Source organism: Methylobacterium phyllosphaerae, assembly GCF_001936175.1.
GTDB classification, from domain to species: Bacteria; Pseudomonadota; Alphaproteobacteria; order Rhizobiales; family Beijerinckiaceae; genus Methylobacterium; species Methylobacterium fujisawaense.
Window position 1 is genome coordinate 1,765,402 of record NZ_CP015367.1, and the last position, 18,001, is coordinate 1,783,402.

General features: G+C 68.1%; 16 protein-coding genes and 1 tRNA gene. 1 reads left to right on the plus strand and 16 read right to left on the minus strand.

What is annotated here, in order from left to right:
* Positions 1-2: 2 nt before the first annotated feature.
* The 15 genes from MCBMB27_RS07765 to MCBMB27_RS07835 form a co-directional block, all read right to left on the minus strand.
* Positions 3-806, minus strand: coding sequence for a biotin--[acetyl-CoA-carboxylase] ligase (locus MCBMB27_RS07765; RefSeq protein ID WP_043354228.1), 804 nt, complete (start codon positions 804-806; stop codon positions 3-5).
* Positions 807-813: 7 nt separating this feature from the next.
* Positions 814-2,259: an NADH-quinone oxidoreductase subunit NuoN gene (gene nuoN, locus MCBMB27_RS07770; RefSeq protein ID WP_043354226.1), complete on the minus strand. Its 1,446-nt coding sequence runs from the start codon at positions 2,257-2,259 to the stop codon at positions 814-816.
* Positions 2,260-2,269: 10 nt separating this feature from the next.
* Positions 2,270-3,790, minus strand: a complete 1,521-nt coding sequence (locus MCBMB27_RS07775; RefSeq protein ID WP_043354224.1) for an NADH-quinone oxidoreductase subunit M — start codon at positions 3,788-3,790, stop codon at positions 2,270-2,272.
* 1 nt (position 3,791) lies between these two features.
* Positions 3,792-5,900, minus strand: a complete 2,109-nt coding sequence (gene nuoL / locus MCBMB27_RS07780; protein ID WP_043381907.1) for an NADH-quinone oxidoreductase subunit L — start codon at positions 5,898-5,900, stop codon at positions 3,792-3,794.
* Positions 5,901-5,982: 82 nt separating this feature from the next.
* Entirely contained in the window at positions 5,983-6,288 is a 306-nt protein-coding gene (gene nuoK / locus MCBMB27_RS07785) for an NADH-quinone oxidoreductase subunit NuoK (protein ID WP_043351891.1), read from the minus strand.
* A gap of 22 nt (positions 6,289-6,310) precedes the next feature.
* A complete protein-coding gene (locus MCBMB27_RS07790) occupies positions 6,311-6,931 on the minus strand; it encodes an NADH-quinone oxidoreductase subunit J (protein WP_043354219.1) in 621 nt (206 codons plus the stop codon).
* Positions 6,932-7,150: 219 nt separating this feature from the next.
* On the minus strand, positions 7,151-7,639 hold the full coding sequence (nuoI, locus tag MCBMB27_RS07795; RefSeq protein WP_043354217.1) for an NADH-quinone oxidoreductase subunit NuoI: 489 nt from the start codon (positions 7,637-7,639) through the stop codon (positions 7,151-7,153).
* A gap of 28 nt (positions 7,640-7,667) precedes the next feature.
* On the minus strand, positions 7,668-8,690 hold the full coding sequence (nuoH, locus tag MCBMB27_RS07800; RefSeq protein WP_043354215.1) for an NADH-quinone oxidoreductase subunit NuoH: 1,023 nt from the start codon (positions 8,688-8,690) through the stop codon (positions 7,668-7,670).
* A 10-nt stretch (positions 8,691-8,700) separates the two neighbouring features.
* Positions 8,701-10,782, minus strand: a complete 2,082-nt coding sequence (gene nuoG, locus MCBMB27_RS07805) for an NADH-quinone oxidoreductase subunit NuoG (RefSeq protein ID WP_075380176.1) — start codon at positions 10,780-10,782, stop codon at positions 8,701-8,703.
* A 192-nt stretch (positions 10,783-10,974) separates the two neighbouring features.
* The gene (gene nuoF / locus MCBMB27_RS07810; RefSeq protein ID WP_043353978.1) at positions 10,975-12,276 is read right to left on the minus strand and encodes an NADH-quinone oxidoreductase subunit NuoF; all 1,302 of its coding nucleotides are present in this window, start codon (positions 12,274-12,276) and stop codon (positions 10,975-10,977) included.
* A 9-nt stretch (positions 12,277-12,285) separates the two neighbouring features.
* The gene (gene nuoE / locus MCBMB27_RS07815) at positions 12,286-13,647 is read right to left on the minus strand and encodes an NADH-quinone oxidoreductase subunit NuoE (protein WP_075380177.1); all 1,362 of its coding nucleotides are present in this window, start codon (positions 13,645-13,647) and stop codon (positions 12,286-12,288) included.
* A gap of 9 nt (positions 13,648-13,656) precedes the next feature.
* Positions 13,657-14,847 carry an NADH-quinone oxidoreductase subunit D gene (locus tag MCBMB27_RS07820; RefSeq protein WP_043353981.1) on the minus strand — a complete coding sequence of 397 codons (1,191 nt, stop codon included), beginning with the start codon at positions 14,845-14,847 and terminating at the stop codon, positions 13,657-13,659.
* Between the two features lie 16 nt (positions 14,848-14,863).
* Positions 14,864-15,511, minus strand: a complete 648-nt coding sequence (locus MCBMB27_RS07825; protein ID WP_043381896.1) for an NADH-quinone oxidoreductase subunit C — start codon at positions 15,509-15,511, stop codon at positions 14,864-14,866.
* 9 nt (positions 15,512-15,520) lie between these two features.
* On the minus strand, positions 15,521-16,120 hold the full coding sequence (locus tag MCBMB27_RS07830) for a NuoB/complex I 20 kDa subunit family protein (RefSeq protein WP_043353985.1): 600 nt from the start codon (positions 16,118-16,120) through the stop codon (positions 15,521-15,523).
* Between the two features lie 42 nt (positions 16,121-16,162).
* Positions 16,163-16,528, minus strand: a complete 366-nt coding sequence (locus MCBMB27_RS07835) for an NADH-quinone oxidoreductase subunit A (protein ID WP_007560754.1) — start codon at positions 16,526-16,528, stop codon at positions 16,163-16,165.
* Positions 16,529-16,891: 363 nt separating this feature from the next.
* Here MCBMB27_RS07835 and MCBMB27_RS07840 point away from each other — a divergent pair.
* Positions 16,892-16,968 (plus strand) — tRNA-Asp (locus MCBMB27_RS07840).
* 97 nt (positions 16,969-17,065) lie between these two features.
* Here the strand turns inward: MCBMB27_RS07840 and MCBMB27_RS07845 are convergent.
* Positions 17,066-17,977 (minus strand): EamA family transporter, encoded by a 912-nt coding sequence (locus tag MCBMB27_RS07845; RefSeq protein WP_075380178.1) that lies wholly within the window; start codon positions 17,975-17,977, stop codon positions 17,066-17,068.
* Positions 17,978-18,001: the final 24 nt, after the last annotated feature.

Sequence of the window (18,001 nt, forward strand, 5' to 3'; positions counted from 1 at the left end):
ACTCAGGCCGCCGTCGCGGCCGTTCCGAAATGCACCTCGCCCGCCGTCACGGTATGCCGATTCCCATCGGGGGCGAGGATCACGAGCCGCCCCCCCTCGTCGATCGTCTCGAACACGCCCCGCAGGATGTGCCCGCCGCTGCGCACCGCGATCTCGGTTCCGAGACCCGCGGCCCGCGCGAGCCAAGCCGCGCGCAGGTCAGCGAAATTCCGTCCCCGGTCCCAGGCGCGCGCCTGCGCGGCCATCCGGTCCGAGAGATGTTCCAGTAGCGCCTCGGCGCCCCCGGCGTAACCCGCCGCCGCCAAGCTCATTGCGGCGAGCCCGTCCGGGGCCGCCGCGACGTTGACGCCGAAGCCGATCACCGCGGCGCGCCGGCCGCCCGGCAGCGTCTCGGCCTCCAGAAGCAGGCCGGCGAGCTTGGCGCCGCCGAGCAGGACGTCGTTCGGCCACTTGAGCTGCAGAGATCGGGCGGCGCTGCCGGATCCGGTATCCGGCAGGGTGCCGCAGGTCGCCTCCAGCGCCTCGATCAGCGCGAGGCCGGCCACGAAGCCGAGTTCGGCGAGGTGGTCTGGCGCTACCCCGGCGATGGGCCACAGCACGCTCGCCGCGAGGTTGCCCGGCAGCGAGGCCCAGCTGTTGCCGCGCCGGCCGCGGCCCGCCTCCTGACGGTGGGTCACCACCCAGAGGGGGCCGGTCTCGCCCGCGCGCGCCTGAGCCATCGCCTCCGTGTTGGTGGAGCCGAGGGTCTCGTGGACATGCAGGCGATGGCCCTCGGCGCGCGCCGCGGACCCCAGTCGGTAGGGCAAGGCTGTCCTAGAACAGAGACCGGGCGGCCCGGCCTGCGGCGCCGACCAGCGGCCCGGGCAGGAGGAAGAACAGCACCACCACGACGCTCGAGAGGGCGAGCACCACGCGCAGGCCCGGCGCCATCGTCTCGTAGGGCTCCCGGGGCTCGTCGAAATACATGATCTTGACCAGCCGCAGGTAGTAGTAGGCGCCGACGACGCTGGTGACGACGCCGATCACCGCCAGAGTGACCAGGCCCGCCTTGATCGCGGCGGCGAAGACGTAGAACTTCGCGAAGAACCCGGCCAGCGGCGGGATGCCGGCCAGCGAGAACATCATCGCGGCGAGGCAGAAGGCCAGCCACGGATGCGTCCGCGACAGACCCGACAGGTCGTCGATCTTCTCGAACATCACCTCCCGGCGCCGGAGCGACAGGATGATCGCGAAGGTGCCGAGGGTCATCGCGAGGTAGATGATCATGTAGATGACGAGCCCGCTGATCCCCTCCTCCGAGCCGGAGGCGAGCCCGATCAGCGCGTAGCCGATATTGGCGATCGACGAGTAGGCCATCAGGCGCTTGATCGACGTCTGGCCGATGGCCGCGAAGGAGCCGAGCGCCATCGACGCGATCGAGACGAAGATGAAGATCTGCTGCCAGATCGCCGTCACGTCCGGCATGGCGCCGATGAACACCCGCACGGTCATCGCCACGGCGGCCATCTTGGGCGCCGAGGCGAAGAAGGCCGTCACCGGGGTCGGCGAGCCCTCGTAGACGTCGGGCGTCCACATGTGGAACGGCACGGCCGCCAGCTTGAAGCACACGCCGGCCGCCAGGAACACGATACCCAGCACGATGCCGAAGCCGGCATTCTCGGTGAGCGCCGAGACGATGCCGGGGAACGAGACGGTGCCGGTGAAGCCGTAGACCAGCGAGGCGCCGTAGAGCAGCATGCCGGAGGAGAGCGCGCCGAGCACGAAGTACTTGAGGCCGGCCTCGGTGGACTTGACGTCGTCCCGGTGGAAGGCGGCGATAACGTAGGCGGCGAGCGACTGAAGCTCGAGGCCGAGATACAGCGCGATCAGGTCGTTGGCCGAGACCATCACCATCATGCCGATGGTGCAGAGCACGATCAGCACGGGGAACTCGAACCGGTCGATGCGCTCGCGCTTGAAGAAGTCGTGCGCCAGCAGGATCGTCGCCGAGGAGCCGAGCAGCACCAGGGACTTCATCACCTTGGAGAAGGCATCCGACACGAACGCGCCCGACAGGGTGGTCACCCGACCTTGGGCCGGCTGGGAGATCACCACCGACAGGGCGACGAGGAGCAGGACCAGGGCGCCGATGCTCACGGTCTCGGCGGAGCGTTCGCCGCGCCAGGCGCCGTAGAGGATCAGGACCATGACGCCGACGCCGAGGATCAACTCGGGCAGGAGCGGCGCCAGGGAGGGCAGGACGGAGTGGACGGTGGTCATGGTGTCCGCCTCAGCGCGGGATCGGCAGCGCCGCGGCGGCCGTCTGGGTGTTCGAGAGGGCGGCCTTCATGCTCGCCATCAGCGCATCCGTGGAGGGCGCGAACACGTCGAGCACGGGAGCCGGGTGCACCCCATAGTAGATCGTCAGCACCACCAGCGGCGCCAGGATGATCTTTTCGCGGGTATCCAGATCCAGGATGCCCTGGAGGTTGGGCTTCTCCAGCTTGCCATAGACCACCCGGGCGTAGAGCCACAGGGCATAGGCCGCCGACAGGATGATGCCGAAGGTCGAGAAGAAGGCCACATTCGGGTTCGCCTTGAAGGCGCCGAGCATCGCCAGGAACTCGCCCACGAAGCCGGAGGTGCCGGGCAGGCCGACATTGGCCATGGTGAAGATCAGCATGGCCACCGCGTAGAGCGGCATCCGCTTCACGAGGCCGCCATAGGCGGCGATCTCACGGGTGTGCATCCGGTCGTAGACCACACCGACGCAGAGGAAGAGCGCCCCCGACACGATGCCGTGCGAGATCATCAGGAACAGCGCGCCCTGGATGCCCTGCTCGTTCAGGGTGAACAGGCCGAGCGTCACGAAGCCCATATGGGCCACCGACGAGTAGGCGATCAGCTTCTTGATGTCGGTCTGCATCATCGCGGTGAGCGACGTGAAGATGATCGCGATCACCGACAGGGCGAAGACGAAGGGCGCGAAGTCGTGGCTCGCCACCGGCAGCATCGGGAGGGAGATCCGGATGAAGCCGTAGCCGCCCATCTTCAGGAGGATGCCGGCCAGGATCACCGAGCCGGCCGTGGGCGCCTCCACGTGGGCGTCGGGCAGCCAGGTATGGACCGGCCACATCGGCATCTTCACCGCGAAGGAGGCGAAGAAGGCGAGCCACAGCCATGTCTGCATCTGCACCGGGAAGCGGTACTGCAGCAGGGTCGGGATGTCGGTGGTGCCGGCCTGCCAGTACATCGCCATCACGGCCAGCAGCATCAGCACCGAGCCGAGCAGGGTGTAGAGGAAGAACTTGAAGCTCGCGTAGATCCGGCGCGCGCCGCCCCAGATGCCGATGATCAGGAACATCGGGATCAGGCCGGCTTCGAAGAACAGGTAGAACAGCAGCAGGTCGAGCGAGGCGAACACGCCGATCATCGTCGTCTCGAGGACGAGGAAGGCGACGAAGTACTCCTTCACCCGGAAGTGGATCGAGTGCCACGACGCGCCGATGCAGAACGGCATCAGGAAGGTGGTCAGCAGGATCAGCGGCATCGAGAAGCCGTCGACGCCGAGCTTGAACCGGATCGTCTCGGTGAGCCACGCGTGGCTCTCCACCAGCTGGAAGCTCGACGAGGCGGCGTCGTAGCGGTTCCAGGCCACCAGGGAGAGCAGGAAGGTGACGATTGTCGTCGCGAGGGCGGCCCAGCGGCTGTTGCGCGCGACCGATTCCTCGTCGCCGTTCAGCGTCAGGATGAAGGCCGCGCCGCAGAGCGGGACGATCAGCAGGCCGGAGAGGATGCCGAGGCCGAGCATGTCAGTGAGCCCCCTTGGGCAGGCCGGACATCAGGTACCAGCTGATCAGGCCGGCGACGCCGATGAGCATCACGAAGGCGTAGTGGTAGACGTAGCCGGTCTGGAGCCGGACCACGCCGCGGGTCACGTCCACGACGCGCGCCGCGATGCCGTTCGGCCCGAGGCCGTCGATGATCCGACCGTCGCCCTGCTTCCAGAGGAACAGGCCGAAATCCTTGGCCGGGCGGACGAAGATCCGGTCGTAGATCTCGTCGAAGTACCACTTGTTGAGCAGGAACCGGTACAGCGACGGCTGCTGCGCGGCGAGCTCGCCGGGCAGCTCCGGCCGGCGGATGTACATCCAGTAGGCCAGGACGAAGCCGAGGATCAGCATGATCAACGGGGAGTAGGAGACCAGCGCCGGAACCTCGTGGATCTCGTGCATGATGTGGTTGTTCGGCCCGTGCGCCAGGGCGTGGCCCCAGAACGCGTCCATCCCCTCGCCGATGAAGCGGTCGTGGAAGATGATCCCGGCGAACAGCGCGCCGAAGGCGAGGATCGCCAGCGGGATCGTCATCACCAGCGGGCTCTCGTGGGGCGTGTGGTCACCGTGGTGGCCGTGCCCGTGATGGTCGTCGGCGACGAGGTCGCTCCTGTGGGCCGGCTCGATGTCGTGGCCGTGATCGTCGTGGGCCGCGCCCTCGGTGTGACCGGGCAGGCCGTCGGCCTCGTGCGCCAGGGTGGAATGCGCCACCGCGGGAGCGTCGTGATGGTCGTGCGCGGCATGCGCACCCCAGCGGGCCGGTCCCTCGAAGGTCATGAAGAACAGGCGCCAGGAGTAGAACGAGGTGAAGAACGCCGCCACCACAACGCACAGGAAGGCGAGCGTGTGGCCCGGCCGGGTCGAGGCGTAGGCGGCCTCGATGATCGCGTCCTTCGAGTAGTAGCCGGCCGTGTAGGGGAAGCCGATCAGCGCGAGGGAGCCGATCGCCATCATGGCGCTGGTATAGGGAATGTAACGGCGCAGGCCGCCCATGTTCCGCATGTCCTGCTCGTGGTGCATCGCGTGGATGACCGAGCCGGCCCCGAGGAACAGCAGCGCCTTGAAGAAGGCGTGGGTGAACAGGTGGAACACGCCGGCCGAATAGGCGCCGACGCCGAGCGCCACGAACATGTAGCCGAGCTGCGAGCAGGTCGAGTAGGCGATCACCCGCTTGATGTCGTTCTGCACGAGGCCGATCGTCGCCGCGAAGAACGCCGTGATGCCGCCGATCACCGTCACGACGATGAGCGCGTTCGGCGCTTCCTCGAAGAGCGGCGACAGGCGGGCGACCATGAAGACGCCGGCGGTGACCATGGTGGCGGCATGGATCAGCGCCGAGACCGGGGTCGGGCCCTCCATGGCGTCGGGCAGCCACGTGTGGAGCAGGAACTGCGCCGACTTGCCCATGGCGCCCATGAACAGGAGCAGGCAGGCGAGCGTCAGGGCGTTCCAGTCGTAGCCGAGGAAGTGGAAGGAGAGCGTCTTGATCGCGTCGACCTTGTCGAAGATCGCGTCGAACGCCACCGAGCCGGTGAGGACGAAGGTCAGGAAGATGCCCAGCGAGAAGCCGAAATCGCCGACGCGGTTGACGATGAACGCCTTCATGGCGGCGGCGTTGGCCGAGGGCTTCTCGTACCAGAAGCCGATCAGCAGGTAGGAGGCCAGGCCCACGCCCTCCCAGCCGAAGAACATCTGCACGAGGTTGTCGGCCGTCACCAGCATCAGCATGGCGAAAGTGAACAGCGACAGGTAGGCGAAGAAGCGCGGCCGGTGCGGGTCCTCCTCCATGTAGCCCACGGAGTAGAGATGCACGAGGGTCGAGACGGTGGTGACCACCACCAGCATCACCCGCGTCAGGGTGTCGACCTTGAAGGCCCAGTCGACCTGGAGGTCGCCGGCCGCGAACCAAGAGGCGACCTGCACGCGCTCGGCCGGACCGCCGTCGATGAACACGCCCCAGGCGATCAGCGCCGTGAAGGCGAGGAAGGACGTGGTGATGTACTCACAGGCCCGCGCCCCGATGTACCGGCCGAACAGGCCGGCGATCAGGAAGCCGATGAGCGGGAAGAAGACGATCGCGTGATACATCGCTCTCTTGCAGTCCGTCCTCCGGGCCGACCGCGGGGCGGCGGCGTCCGGATGTCACTCGGGGCGCGCGAAGAAGAAGGCCCTAGCCCTTCATCATGCTGACGTCTTCCACCGCGATCGACCCGCGGTTGCGGAAGAACACCACGAGGATGGCGAGGCCGATCGCCGATTCGGCGGCCGCCACGGTCAGCACGAACAGGGCGAAGACCTGTCCGGTGATGTCGTTGAGCTGCGTCGAGAAGGCGACGAGGTTGATGTTGACCGAGAGCAGGATCAGCTCGATCGACATCAGGATGACGATGATGTTCTTGCGGTTGATGAAGATGCCGAGCACGCCGAGCGTGAACAGGATCGCCGCGACGGTGAGGTAGTGGCTCAGGCCGATCATCGTTCGAAACCTCCGGCGGACATCAGACCTCGACACCCTGGCGCGACGGGACCTTGCGGGTCTCCACCGCCATGGCCTGGGTGCGGGCGTTCTGGACCGCGATGTCCTGGCGCTTCACGCCCGGCCGGTCGCGGAGCGTCAGCACGATGGCGCCGATCATCGCCACCAGCAGGATCAGGCCGGCGAGCTGAAAGAAGTAGGCGTAGTCGGTGTACAGCACCCGGCCGAGCGCCTGGGCGTTGGTGAGGTTCTCGGCCGACGCGACGTTGCCGAGGGGCGCCTGGACGAGGCCCGGATCGATGCTCCAGGAGCCCACCACCAGCAACAGCTCCACGAGGAAGATCGCCCCGATCAGGCCGCCGATCGGCAGGTATTGCTGGAAGCCCTGGCGCAGCTCGGCGAAATCGACGTCGAGCATCATCACCACGAACAGGAACAGCACCGCCACCGCGCCCACGTAGACGACCACGAGGATCATCGCGAGGAACTCGGCGCCCATCAGGACGAACAGCCCGGCGGCGTTCACGAAGGCGAGGATCAGGAACAGCACCGAGGCTACGGGATTGCGCGAGGCGATCACCATGAAGCCCGACGCGACCGTGACGCTCGCGAACAGGTAGAAGAAGGCGGCTGCTGCGGTCATGCGCTGATCGGGATCGGCCGCCGGAGCGGCCCCTTCTGCCGTGCGTTGAAACGGTCCGCAGCGGGCGGCCCGTCTATAGAACCCGGTCGGCGGGGGCACAACAGCGCCTCCGTCATGTCTCGCGCATCGTCATGGACAACGGGACCGGGACGATGCGCCATCCCCTTGCAACGCGCCGCCTTCTTCCGAAAGCAGGTGGCCGCCTTTCGGGACGATGCGTCAGCGATACGGTGCGTCCATCGCGATGTTGCGGGCGATCTCGCGTTCCCAACGGTCACCGTTCAGCAGGAGCTTCTGCTTGTCGTAGAGCAGTTCCTCACGGGTCTCGACCGAGAACTCGAAATTCGGCCCCTCGACGATCGCATCCACCGGGCAGGCCTCCTGGCACATGCCGCAATAGATGCACTTCACCATGTCGATGTCGTAGCGCGTCGTGCGGCGGGTGCCGTCGTTCCGGCGGGGGCCCGCCTCGATGGTGATGGCCTGCGCCGGGCAGATCGCCTCGCAGAGCTTGCAGGCGATGCAGCGCTCCTCGCCGTTGGGATAGCGACGCAGGGCATGCTCACCCCGGAAGCGCGGGCCGCGATGGCCCATCTCGAAGGGGTAGTTGATCGTGGCCTTCGGCTTGAAGAAGTAGCGCATGCCGAGGACCATCCCCGACACGAACTCTTTCAGCAGAAGGCTCTTGGCGACCTGATCGAGCTTCATGCCCGGATCTCCGATTCGGCGGGTGGGCTCAGGCGCCCGGCGCGAGGCCGGTCAGCTTGAGCACGAAGGCGACGACGACGACCGAGACCAGCGAGATCGGCAGGAAGACCTTCCAGCCGAGGCGCATGAGCTGATCGTAGCGGTAGCGGGGGACGATGGATTTCACCATCGCGAACAGAAAGAACAGGAAGCTCGCCTTCAGGACGAACCAGATCACGCCGGGAACCCAGGTGAAGGGCGCGAAGGGGATCGGCGAGAGCCAGCCGCCCAGGAACAGGATGGTTCCGAGCGCGCACATGCTCATGATGGCGACGTACTCGCCCAGCATGAACAGCAGGTACGGGGTCGAGGAATACTCGACCATGTAGCCGGCCACGAGTTCCGATTCGGCCTCCGGCAGGTCGAAGGGCGGGCGGTTCGTCTCGGCGAGCGCCGAGATGAAGAACACCACGAACATCGGGAACAGCCACAGCCAGTACCAGCCGAAGATCCCGAGGCTCGTGTCCTGCGCCATCACGATGCGGGAGAGGTTGAGCGAGCCGGCGCAGAGCAGCACGCAGATGATCACGAAGCCGAGGGAGACCTCGTAGGAGATCATCTGCGCCGCCGAGCGGAGCGCCCCGAGGAAGGCGTATTTCGAGTTCGACGCCCAGCCGCCCATGATGACGCCGTAGACCCCGAGCGACGAGATCGCGAAGATGTAGGTGATGCCGACATTGATGTCGGCGATCGCCCAGCCGTCGGCGAGCGGAATCACCGCCCAGCTCGACAGGGCGAGCATCGCGAAGACCAGCGGCGCCAGCAGGTAGATTGCCTTGTTGGCCCCGGCCGGGATCACCGGCTCCTTGAGCACGAACTTGATCAGGTCGGCGAAGGACTGGAACAGGCCGAAGGGTCCGACCACGTTCGGCCCGCGCCGAAGCTGCACCGCCGCCCAGATCTTCCGGTCGGCGAGCAGCGCATAGGCGATGAAGACGAGGAGCGCGGAGAGCAGCACGAAGCTCTTCAGCACGATCAGGAGCACGGTCCCGAGGATTTCGAGCGACGTCATCGGTGGGCTCCTACTCGGCCGCCGCGAGGGGCTGCGCCTCTGCGGCGCGCTCCCGGGCAAGGCGCGAGCACTCGGCGAGGATCCGCGAGGCGCGGGCGATCGGGTTGGTGAGGTAGAAGTCGGTCACGGGCGAAGCGAAGGCCGGCCCGCCGGTCGCGCTGCCGAGACGGATCAGCTTCTCCGCCGCCTCCACGACCTCGCCCGGCTCCACGGCGCCGATCGCCGCGAAATGCGGGTGGGCGGCATAGAGCGCTTGGCGGAGCGCGGTGAGCGAATCGAAGGGCAGGCGCTTGCCGAGGACGTCCGACAGGGCGCGCAGGATCGCCCAGTCCTCGCGGGCGTCGCCCGGCGGGAAGGCGGCGCGGTTGCCCATCTGGACCCGGCCTTCCGTGTTCACCCAGGTCGCCGACTTCTCGCTGTAGGCGGCCCCCGGCAGGATCACGTCGGCGCGGGAGGCGCCGCGGTCGCCATGGCTGCCCTGGTAGATCACGAAGGCGCCCGGGGCGACGTCGCGCTCGTCGGCGCCGAGGTTGAACAGGACGTCCAGCGCGCCCGGCTCCAGCATCTGCGCGAAGGTCAGGCCGCCCTCCCCCGGCACGAAGCCGAGATCGAGCGCGCCGACGCGGGCAGCGGCCGTGTGCAGCACGCCGAAGCCGTTCCACCCGGCCGAGATCGCGCCGACCGACTTCGCCAGCGACGCCGCCGCGGCCAGGACGCCCGGCTCGGCATGGGCGCCGACGAGGACGAGCGGCGCCTTGGCCTCCTTGAGGACGTCGAGGAAGCTGTGCTCGCCCCGGGACAGCGCCGCCAGCGAGTCCGGCCCGGCGCCGATATAATGGCTCGGATAGGTCAGATCGACCGGCTCCCCGATCACGCCCACCGCCAGCGGCGCCATGCGCCAGCGCTTGCGGATGCGGACATTGAGCAGCGAGGCCTCGGTGCGCGGGTTGGCATCGACGATCAGGATCGCGTCCGCCGCCTCGATGCCCGGAATGGTCGGGTTGAAGATGTAGGAGGCGCGGCCGAGCGCCGGGTCGAGCCCGGCATCGGTCTGGCGGCAATCGAGGTTCGGCGTGCCGAGGCTCTTGATCAGCTCGCGGAGCGCGAACATCTCCTCGACGCCCGCGAGATCGCCGACTACGGCGCCGATGCGCTTCGGATCCGCGCCCTTCACCTTGGCGGCGATGGCCTGGAACGCCTCACCCCAGGAGGCGGGCCGCAGCCGGCCGTTCTCGCGGAGGTACGGCCGGTCGAGGCGCTGCATCCGCAGCCCGTCGATGTGGTAGCGGGTCTTGTCGGAGATCCACTCCTCGTTGATCTCCTCGCTGATCCGCGGCTCGATCTGCATGACCTCGCGGCCGCGGGTGTCGATGCGGATCGCCGAGCCGACCGCGTCCATCACGTCGACCGACTCGGTCTTGTTCAGCTCCCACGGCCGGACGTTGTAGCTCTGCGGCCGGTGCACGAGGGCGCCCACCGGGCAGAGATCGGCGACGTTGCCCTGAAGCTCCGAGGCCATCGACTGCTCGAGGTAGCTCGTGATCTCCATGTCCTCGCCGCGGCCGATGGCGCCGAGGTCGGGCACGCCCGCCACCTCGGCGAGGAAGCGCACGCAGCGGGTGCAGTGGATGCAGCGGTTCATCGCGGTCCGCACCAGCGGGCCGATATGCTTCTCCTCGACCGCCCGCTTGTTCTCCGTGTAGCGGGTCGAATCGACCCCGTAGGCCATGGCCTGGTCCTGCAGGTCGCAATGGCCGCCCTGGTCGCAGATCGGGCAGTCGAGGGGGTGGTTGATGAGGAGGAACTCCATCACCCCCTCGCGGGCCTTCTTGGTCCCCTGCGAGCGGGTCAGCACCTCCGGCGGCTCGCCGTTCGGGCCGGGGCGGCAATCCTTCACCGCGTAGGCGCAGGAGGCCACGGGCTTGGGCGCGCCCTTCAGCTCGACGAGGCACATGCGGCAATTGCCGGCGATCGACAGGCGCTCGTGGAAGCAGAAGCGCGGGATCTCGGCCCCCGCGGCCTCGCAGGCCTGGAGCAGCGTGTAATCGGCGGGGACGTCAACCTCGGTGCCGTCGACGAGGATTTTTGTCATCGGATCGTCTCGTAAACTGGCCCAAACGCACGAGGCCGGATCCCACCCGCACCCTCATCCTGAGGTGCGAGGTGCAGCCGAGCCTCGAAGGAGATGTCCAGCCCGCCTCGCGATCTCGGGAGGCCTCCTGCGAGGCCCGCCGACGCGGGCATCTCAGGCTGAGGCTGTGGGTTGGACACCGGCATAGCGCCTTTACTCCGCAGCCATCGGCACAGGCTCGCTGTGCGGGTTCGCGGTGTAGCGGTCGATGCGCTTCTCGATCTCGGGGCGGAAGTGCCGGATCAGGCCCTGGATCGGCCAGGCCGCCGCGTCGCCCAGCGCGCAGATCGTGTGACCCTCGATCTGCTTGGTCACCTCGAACAGCATGTCGATCTCGCGCTTCTGGGCGCGGCCCTCGGTCATGCGCTGCATCACCCGCCACATCCAGCCCGTGCCCTCCCGGCACGGCGTGCACTGGCCGCAGGATTCGTGCTTGTAGAAGTACGAGATCCGGGTGATCGCCGCGACGATGTCGGTGGACTTGTCGAGCACGATCACCGCTGCAGTGCCCAGGCCGGAGCCGAGGTTGCGCAGGGTGTCGAAATCCATCTTCGCGTCGATGATTTGTTCCGCGGGAACAAGGGGGACTGAGGATCCGCCCGGGATGGAACACAAAAGATTGTCCCAGCCGCCGCGCATGCCGCCGCAATGACGGTCGATCAGCTCCCGGAAGGTGATGCCCAGCTCCTCCTCGACGTTGCACGGCTTGTTGACGTGCCCGGAGACGCAGAAGAGCTTGGTGCCGGTGTTGTTCTTGCCGCCCAGCCCCGCGAACCACGCGCCGCCCCGGCGCAGGATCGTGCCGGCGACCGCGATCGACTCGACGTTGTTCACCGTCGTGGGGCAGCCGTAGAGGCCCATATTGGCCGGGAACGGCGGCTTCAGCCGCGGCATCCCCTTCTTGCCCTCCAGGCTCTCGATGAGCGCCGTCTCCTCGCCGCAGATATAGGCGCCGGCGCCGTGGTGGACGTAGATGTCGAACGGGTAGTCGTGCACGTTCGACTGGCCGACGAGGCGGGCCGCGTAGGCCTCGTCCACGGCCTTCTGAAGGGCGTGCTTCTCGGCGACGTACTCGCCGCGGATGTAGACGTAGCAGGCATGCGCGTTCATCGCGAAGCAGGCCAGCATGCAGCCCTCGATCAGGAGATGCGGGTCGTGCCGCATGATCTCCCGGTCCTTGCAGGTGCCCGGCTCGGACTCGTCGGCGTTGACCACGAGGTAGTGCGGGCGCCCGTCGGACTTCTTGGGCATGAACGACCATTTGAGGCCGGTGGGGAAGCCCGCGCCGCCGCGGCCGCGCAGGCCCGAGGCCTTCATCTCCTCGATGATCCAGTCGCGGCCCTGTTCCAGCAGGAACTTGGTCCCGTCCCAGGCGCCACGCTTCTTGGCGGCGTCCAGGCCCGGCGAGTGGAGCCCGTAGAGGTTGGTGAAGATGCGATCCTGATCCGACAGCATGTCAGGTCCTCACTGAGCCGGCGCCGACAGGGCCTTGGCCTGCCCCACCCAGTTCTCCCGGTCGATGCGACCCGGGAACGCGAGGTAGGTGCCGACCCAGGTGATCTCGTCGCGGGACCACGCGGCGATCTGGTCGAAATGGTAGATGCCGAGCCCGTTCAGGCGCTGGCTGTTGCCCGGGCCGACGCCCGTGATGCGCGTCAGATCGTCCGGCTTCCCGGCGCGGGCGGCGTCGAGGCCCGGCGGGCGCTTGCCCACGGCGTCGGCCTTCCGCTCCGGGCTCGCATCCTTCGGCAGGGCCGCGAGGGCGCCGGCGATGCGGGCTTCCTCGGCCTCGGCCGCGACTTCGCCCGCGCTGGCGCCCGACGCTTCCGGCTGCTGCGGGACGGCGTCGCGCGCCGGCACGTCCTGATGGCCCTGGTCGCCGGCGGCGGGCTCGCCCTCGGCGACACGCTTGGCCGGCGAATCGAGCACGTCCGCGTCGCCCGGCCGGGCGGAGCCGTGCTTCGCGGTGGACCGGCCGCGCTCGGCCGCGTCGGCGCGATCCTCCGCCTTGACCGGCGTCTCGCCGTTGGCGGCGCGCTGGGCCGGCGCGTCGGATGCCGGACGCTCGATCGGCCGGCCGACATCGGGCCGCGCCGGCTTCGGGTTCTCGGCGGCCTGCTGCGTTCCGGAGGCCGCCTCGCCGGTCTGGGCGGCCGGCGTCTCGACCTTTCCGGCCTCCTCGAAGCGCTTGCGCCACGCGCCGACGCGCGAGCCGTCGAACAGGGTCGGGTCGGTGAGCGTGTTCACGGCGCCCTGGGGCTCGGACGAGACGCGCCCGGTCTGCGAGCCGACCTTCACGGGCCGTCCGGCGGCGAGGTCGTCCATCAGCTGGCCGAGGGATTCGGGCGTCAGGTCCTCGTAGTAATCCTGATTGATCTGCACCATCGGCGCGTTGCAGCAGGCACCCAGGCACTCGACCTCGAGCCACGAGAAGGTGCCGTCCGCCGAGACGTGGCCGGGGGGGCCGAGCCGGGCCTGCAGCATCTCCTTGAGACCCCGCGCACCGCAGGAATCGCACGGCACCGTGCCGCAGACCTGGATCCAGAAGCGACCCACGGGCTCGAGAGCGAACATCGTGTAGAAGGTGGCCACCTCCAGCACGCGGATGTTCGGCATGCCGAGCTCGGCCGCCACCGCCTCGATGGCCGCCCGCGGCAGCCAGCCGCCGTTCTGCTCCTGCGCCCGCCACAGGAGCGAGATCACCGCGGAGGCCTGACGGCCTTCCGGGTACTTGGCGATCTGGGTCTTGGCCCACTCGGCGTTCTCGGGGGAGAACGCGAAGCTCTCGGGCTGCTCCGAGGCGGGGGCGAGTCTGCGGTTTGCCATCGCTCTAACTTACCGATCCACTTCGCCGAACACGATGTCGAGCGTGCCGAGCACGCAGGACACGTCGGCCAGCAGGTGCCCGCGGCACATCCAGTCCATCGCCTGAAGATGCGCGAAGCCCGGCGCGCGGATCTTGCAGCGATACGGCTTGTTGGTTCCATCCGACACGAGATAGACGCCGAACTCGCCCTTCGGCGCTTCCACGGCGGCGTAGACCTCGCCCTCGGGCACGTGGAAGCCCTCGGTGTAGAGCTTGAAGTGGTGGATGAGCGCCTCCATCGAGCGCTTCATCTCCCGACGCGGCGGCGGGGCGAACTTGCCGTCGACCGAGGCGATCGGCCCCTGGCCGGCGGGCTCGCGCAGCTTGGCGACGCATTGCTTCATGATGCGCACGGACTGGCGCATCTCCTCCATGCGGATCACCTGGCGATCGTAGGTGTCGCCGTTCTTTCCGACGGGGATGTCGAACTCCATCTCTTCGTAGCACTCGTAGGGCTGCGCCTTGCGCAGGTCCCAGGGAATCCCTGAGCCGCGCACCATCACGCCCGAGAAGCCCCACTCCATCGCCTCGTCCACCGACACGATGCCGATGTCGACGTTGCGCTGCTTGAAGATGCGGTTGGCCATGACGAGGTCGTCGAGATCCTGGACGACCTGCAGGAACGGGTCGCAGAACGCGTCGATGTCGTCGATCAGCTTCGGCGGCAGGTCCTGGTGGACGCCGCCGGGCCGGAAGTAGTTGGCGTGGAGCCGGGCGCCGGAGGCCCGCTCGTAGAAGATCATCAGCTTCTCGCGCTCCTCGAAGCCCCAGAGCGGGGGCGTGAGGGCGCCGACATCCATCGCCTGCGTGGTGACGTTGAGGAGGTGCGACAGCAGGCGGCCGATCTCGCAGAACAGCACGCGGATCAGCTGCGCGCGGCGCGGCACCTCGATCCCGGCGAGCCTCTCGATCGCCAGGCAGAAGGCGTGCTCCTGGTTCATCGGCGACACGTAATCGAGCCGGTCGAAATAGGGCGTCGCCTGCAGGTAGGTCTTGTACTCGATGAGCTTCTCGGTGCCGCGGTGGAGCAGCCCGATATGCGGATCGACCCGCTCGACCACCTCGCCGTCGAGTTCCAGCACGAGGCGCAGCACGCCGTGCGCGGCCGGGTGCTGCGGGCCGAAGTTGATCGCGAAGTTGCGGATGTTGTGTTCGGTCACGGGCGGTCTCCGCGGCTCATGCCGACGTCTTCTCGTCGCCCGGCAGCACGTAGTCGGTGCCTTCCCACGGGGACAAGAAGTCGAAGTTCCGGAATTCCTGCGTCAGCTGGACCGGCTCGTAGACCACCCGCGCCTGGTCCTGGTCGTAGCGGACCTCGACGAAGCCGGTCAGCGGGAAGTCCTTGCGCAGGGGGTGCCCCTCGAAGCCGTAATCGGTGAGCAGGCGGCGCAGGTCGGGATGGCCCGAGAACAGGATCCCGTAGAGGTCGTAGGTCTCGCGCTCGTACCAGTTGGCGGCGGGGAACACCTCGATCACCGACGGGACGGGGGTCACCTCGTCGGTCTGCACCTTCACCCGGATTCGCAGGTTATGGCGCAGGGAGAGCAGGTGATAGACCACGTCGAAGCGCTTCTCGCGCTGCGGGTAGTCCACGCCGCAAATGTCGATGAAGTTGCGGAAGGCGCAGGCCGGATCGTCGCGCAGGTAGGTCAGCGCGTAGACGATGTCGGAGGCCTGGACCACCAGCGTCAGCTCGCCGAACGCGATGGTGTGGGATACCACCGCGGGCCCGAGGGCGCCGGTGACCCGCTCGGCCAAGGCGGCGACGGCGTCGGCGCCGTAGGCCGGCTGGGTGTGGGGCAGGATCGAGATGCCGTTCGTCATGGCCGCTCCTCAGCGCTCGATCGTGCCGGTCCGGCGGATCTTCTTCTGCAGCAGCAGCACGCCGTAGAGCAGCGCCTCGGCGGTGGGCGGGCAGCCGGGCACGTAGATGTCCACCGGCACCACCCGGTCGCAGCCGCGCACCACCGAATAGGAATAGTGGTAGTAGCCGCCGCCGTTGGCGCAGGAACCCATGGAGATGACGTAGCGGGGCTCCGGCATCTGGTCGTAGACCTTACGCAGCGCCGGGGCCATCTTGTTGGTCAGCGTGCCGGCGACGATCATCACGTCGGACTGGCGGGGCGAGCCGCGGGGCGCGAAGCCGAACCGCTCGCAATCGTAGCGCGGCATCGACATCTGCATCATCTCGACCGCGCAGCAGGCGAGGCCGAAGGTCATCCACATCAGCGAGCCGGTGCGGGCCCAGTTGATCAGCTCGTCCGTGGTGGTCAGCAGGAAGCCCCGATCGGCCAACTCGTCGCTGATCGACAGGAAGGTCGGATCGTCCGCGCCGATCGGACGGCCGGTGTTGGGATCGATGATCCCCTTAGGCTGGGGCGCGATCGCGGGGGCGCGGGACAGGGCGCGGTTCGTGTCGGTGATCAGGGCCATCGGCGACTCAGGAATGCAATGCGGGCGGCGAGCGGCGGGGCATCAATCCCATTCGAGGGCGCCCTTGCGCCACTCGTAGACGAAGCCGACGGTCAACACGCCCAGGAAGACGATCATCGACCAGAAGCCGAACCAGCCCAGATCCCCGAAGGTGATCGCCCAGGGGAAGAGGAACGCGACCTCAAGGTCGAAGATGATGAACAGGATGGCGACAAGGTAGAAGCGCACGTCGAACTTCATGCGGGCGTCGTCGAACGCGTTGAAGCCGCACTCGTAGGCCGAAAGCTTCTCGGGATCGGGGCTCTTGAAGGCGACCAGGAAGGGGACGACCAGCAGCGCGGTGGCGATGAACAGCGCCACGCCGATGAACACGATGAGCGGCAGGTAATCCGCCAACAATCCGGTCATGCCAGGGCCTCGCGAGAGGAGTGAAACCGCGGTGCGACGCCGACCCGGATCCGCCCGTGGAATTGTTCTTATGCCAGGATGCGCGCGGCCGGAGGCTTAGTCGAGCCGCCGGCCCGTGACAATGGCTTGTCGCGTCGCACAAAGCGCGCTGTCAGCCGTCTTGTCAGTCATATCCAAGATGGGCTTGCGCGGCGCTGGCGCAACACGGCGGAAGCGCGCAGGCCCCGAGTCGGGGTGCCTCGCCGCGTTCCTCAGGCGACGCGCATGCGAATCCGCGCCGGATGCGCTTGACAGGGCCCGAAGCGCCCCATAAACCCCGCCCCGTCGCCGGGCAAAACGCCCCCTCCGAAGCGACCACGCCGTGCGGGCGTAGCTCAGTTGGTTAGAGTGCCGGCCTGTCACGCCGGAGGTCGCGGGTTCGAGCCCCGTCGCCCGCGCCACGTCCCTTCTTCAACATTTGTCGGTTCGATCTCGCAAGAGCGACGACGCTTGCCATGATCGGCAGGTCTTCGCGGCGCGTGCGGCGCGACTTTGACGTCAGGGCTGCGGAGCATCCGCCGCGGGGCCGAGGGCGTCCCGCCCCGAGGACCGGACGGCGGACCGGCCGCCCCTGAGACTCAACGCGATCCCGACCAGGATGAGGCTGCCACCGACCAGGATGTCGGCGCTCAGCGGCTCGCCCAGGACGAGATGTGTGCTCAGGATGCCGGCCACCGGCACCAGCAGGGCGAAGGGCGTCACCGCGGCCGCCGGGTAGCGGGTCAGGAGCCCGTTCCAGAGGCCGAAGGCGAGGAGCGTCGTCGGGTAAGCCTGGAACGCGACCGATCCGACCGCCGCCCAATTCGGATGTGCCAGCGCCGCCAGGGCGCCCGGTCCCTCGATAATCAGCGACAGGATCAGCAGCGGCGGCGTGGTGGCGAGGCTGCCCCAGACCATCAGCGCCAGCATGTCGACCCGGCCGATCCGCTTCACGATGACGTTCGCGCAGGCCCAGGACAGGGCCGCGCCGACGACCAGAAGCAATGGGCCCGGCGGGGCGCCCGCGCTCCGTTCGAGCGCCACCGCGGCGACACCGAGGAGCGCGATCCCGCCCCCCACCACCTGAAGGCCGCGCGGGCGCTCCTTCTGCACCGCCCAGGCGAGTGCCACGGTGAGCGGCACCTGGACCTGGATCAGCAGCGACGACAGCCCGGCCGGCATCCCGAAGCGGATGGCGGTCATGAGCAGCCCGAACTGGCCGACCCCGAGGGCGAGCCCGAATCCGGCCACCAGGGCCATGGGGGCCCGGGGCGGCCGGATCACCAGCGCCGCCGGCAGGGCCGCGAAGCCGAAGCGCAGGGCACACAGCATCAGCGGCGGCACCGTCTCGAGGCCGGCCTTGATGGCCACGAAGGCCAGCCCGAGGATCGTGACCACCAGGATTGCGGCGAGCCCGTCGCGCAGCGTCATGGGCGGATCCTACGCCGCACGCGG

Coding starts and splice junctions, on each gene's coding strand:
- nuoN (WP_043354226.1), bottom strand. CDS start 2,259: ATGACCACCGTCCACTCCGTCCTGCCCTCCCTGGCGCCGCTCCTGCCC.
- MCBMB27_RS07775 (WP_043354224.1), bottom strand. CDS start 3,790: ATGCTCGGCCTCGGCATCCTCTCCGGCCTGCTGATCGTCCCGCTCTGC.
- nuoL (WP_043381907.1), bottom strand. CDS start 5,900: ATGTATCACGCGATCGTCTTCTTCCCGCTCATCGGCTTCCTGATCGCC.
- nuoK (WP_043351891.1), bottom strand. CDS start 6,288: ATGATCGGCCTGAGCCACTACCTCACCGTCGCGGCGATCCTGTTCACG.
- MCBMB27_RS07790 (WP_043354219.1), bottom strand. CDS start 6,931: ATGACCGCAGCAGCCGCCTTCTTCTACCTGTTCGCGAGCGTCACGGTC.
- nuoI (WP_043354217.1), bottom strand. CDS start 7,639: ATGAAGCTCGATCAGGTCGCCAAGAGCCTTCTGCTGAAAGAGTTCGTG.
- nuoH (WP_043354215.1), bottom strand. CDS start 8,690: ATGACGTCGCTCGAAATCCTCGGGACCGTGCTCCTGATCGTGCTGAAG.
- nuoG (WP_075380176.1), bottom strand. CDS start 10,782: ATGACAAAAATCCTCGTCGACGGCACCGAGGTTGACGTCCCCGCCGAT.
- nuoF (WP_043353978.1), bottom strand. CDS start 12,276: ATGCTGTCGGATCAGGATCGCATCTTCACCAACCTCTACGGGCTCCAC.
- nuoE (WP_075380177.1), bottom strand. CDS start 13,647: ATGGCAAACCGCAGACTCGCCCCCGCCTCGGAGCAGCCCGAGAGCTTC.
- MCBMB27_RS07825 (WP_043381896.1), bottom strand. CDS start 15,511: ATGACGAACGGCATCTCGATCCTGCCCCACACCCAGCCGGCCTACGGC.
- MCBMB27_RS07830 (WP_043353985.1), bottom strand. CDS start 16,120: ATGGCCCTGATCACCGACACGAACCGCGCCCTGTCCCGCGCCCCCGCG.
- MCBMB27_RS07835 (WP_007560754.1), bottom strand. CDS start 16,528: ATGACCGGATTGTTGGCGGATTACCTGCCGCTCATCGTGTTCATCGGC.
- MCBMB27_RS07845 (WP_075380178.1), bottom strand. CDS start 17,977: ATGACGCTGCGCGACGGGCTCGCCGCAATCCTGGTGGTCACGATCCTC.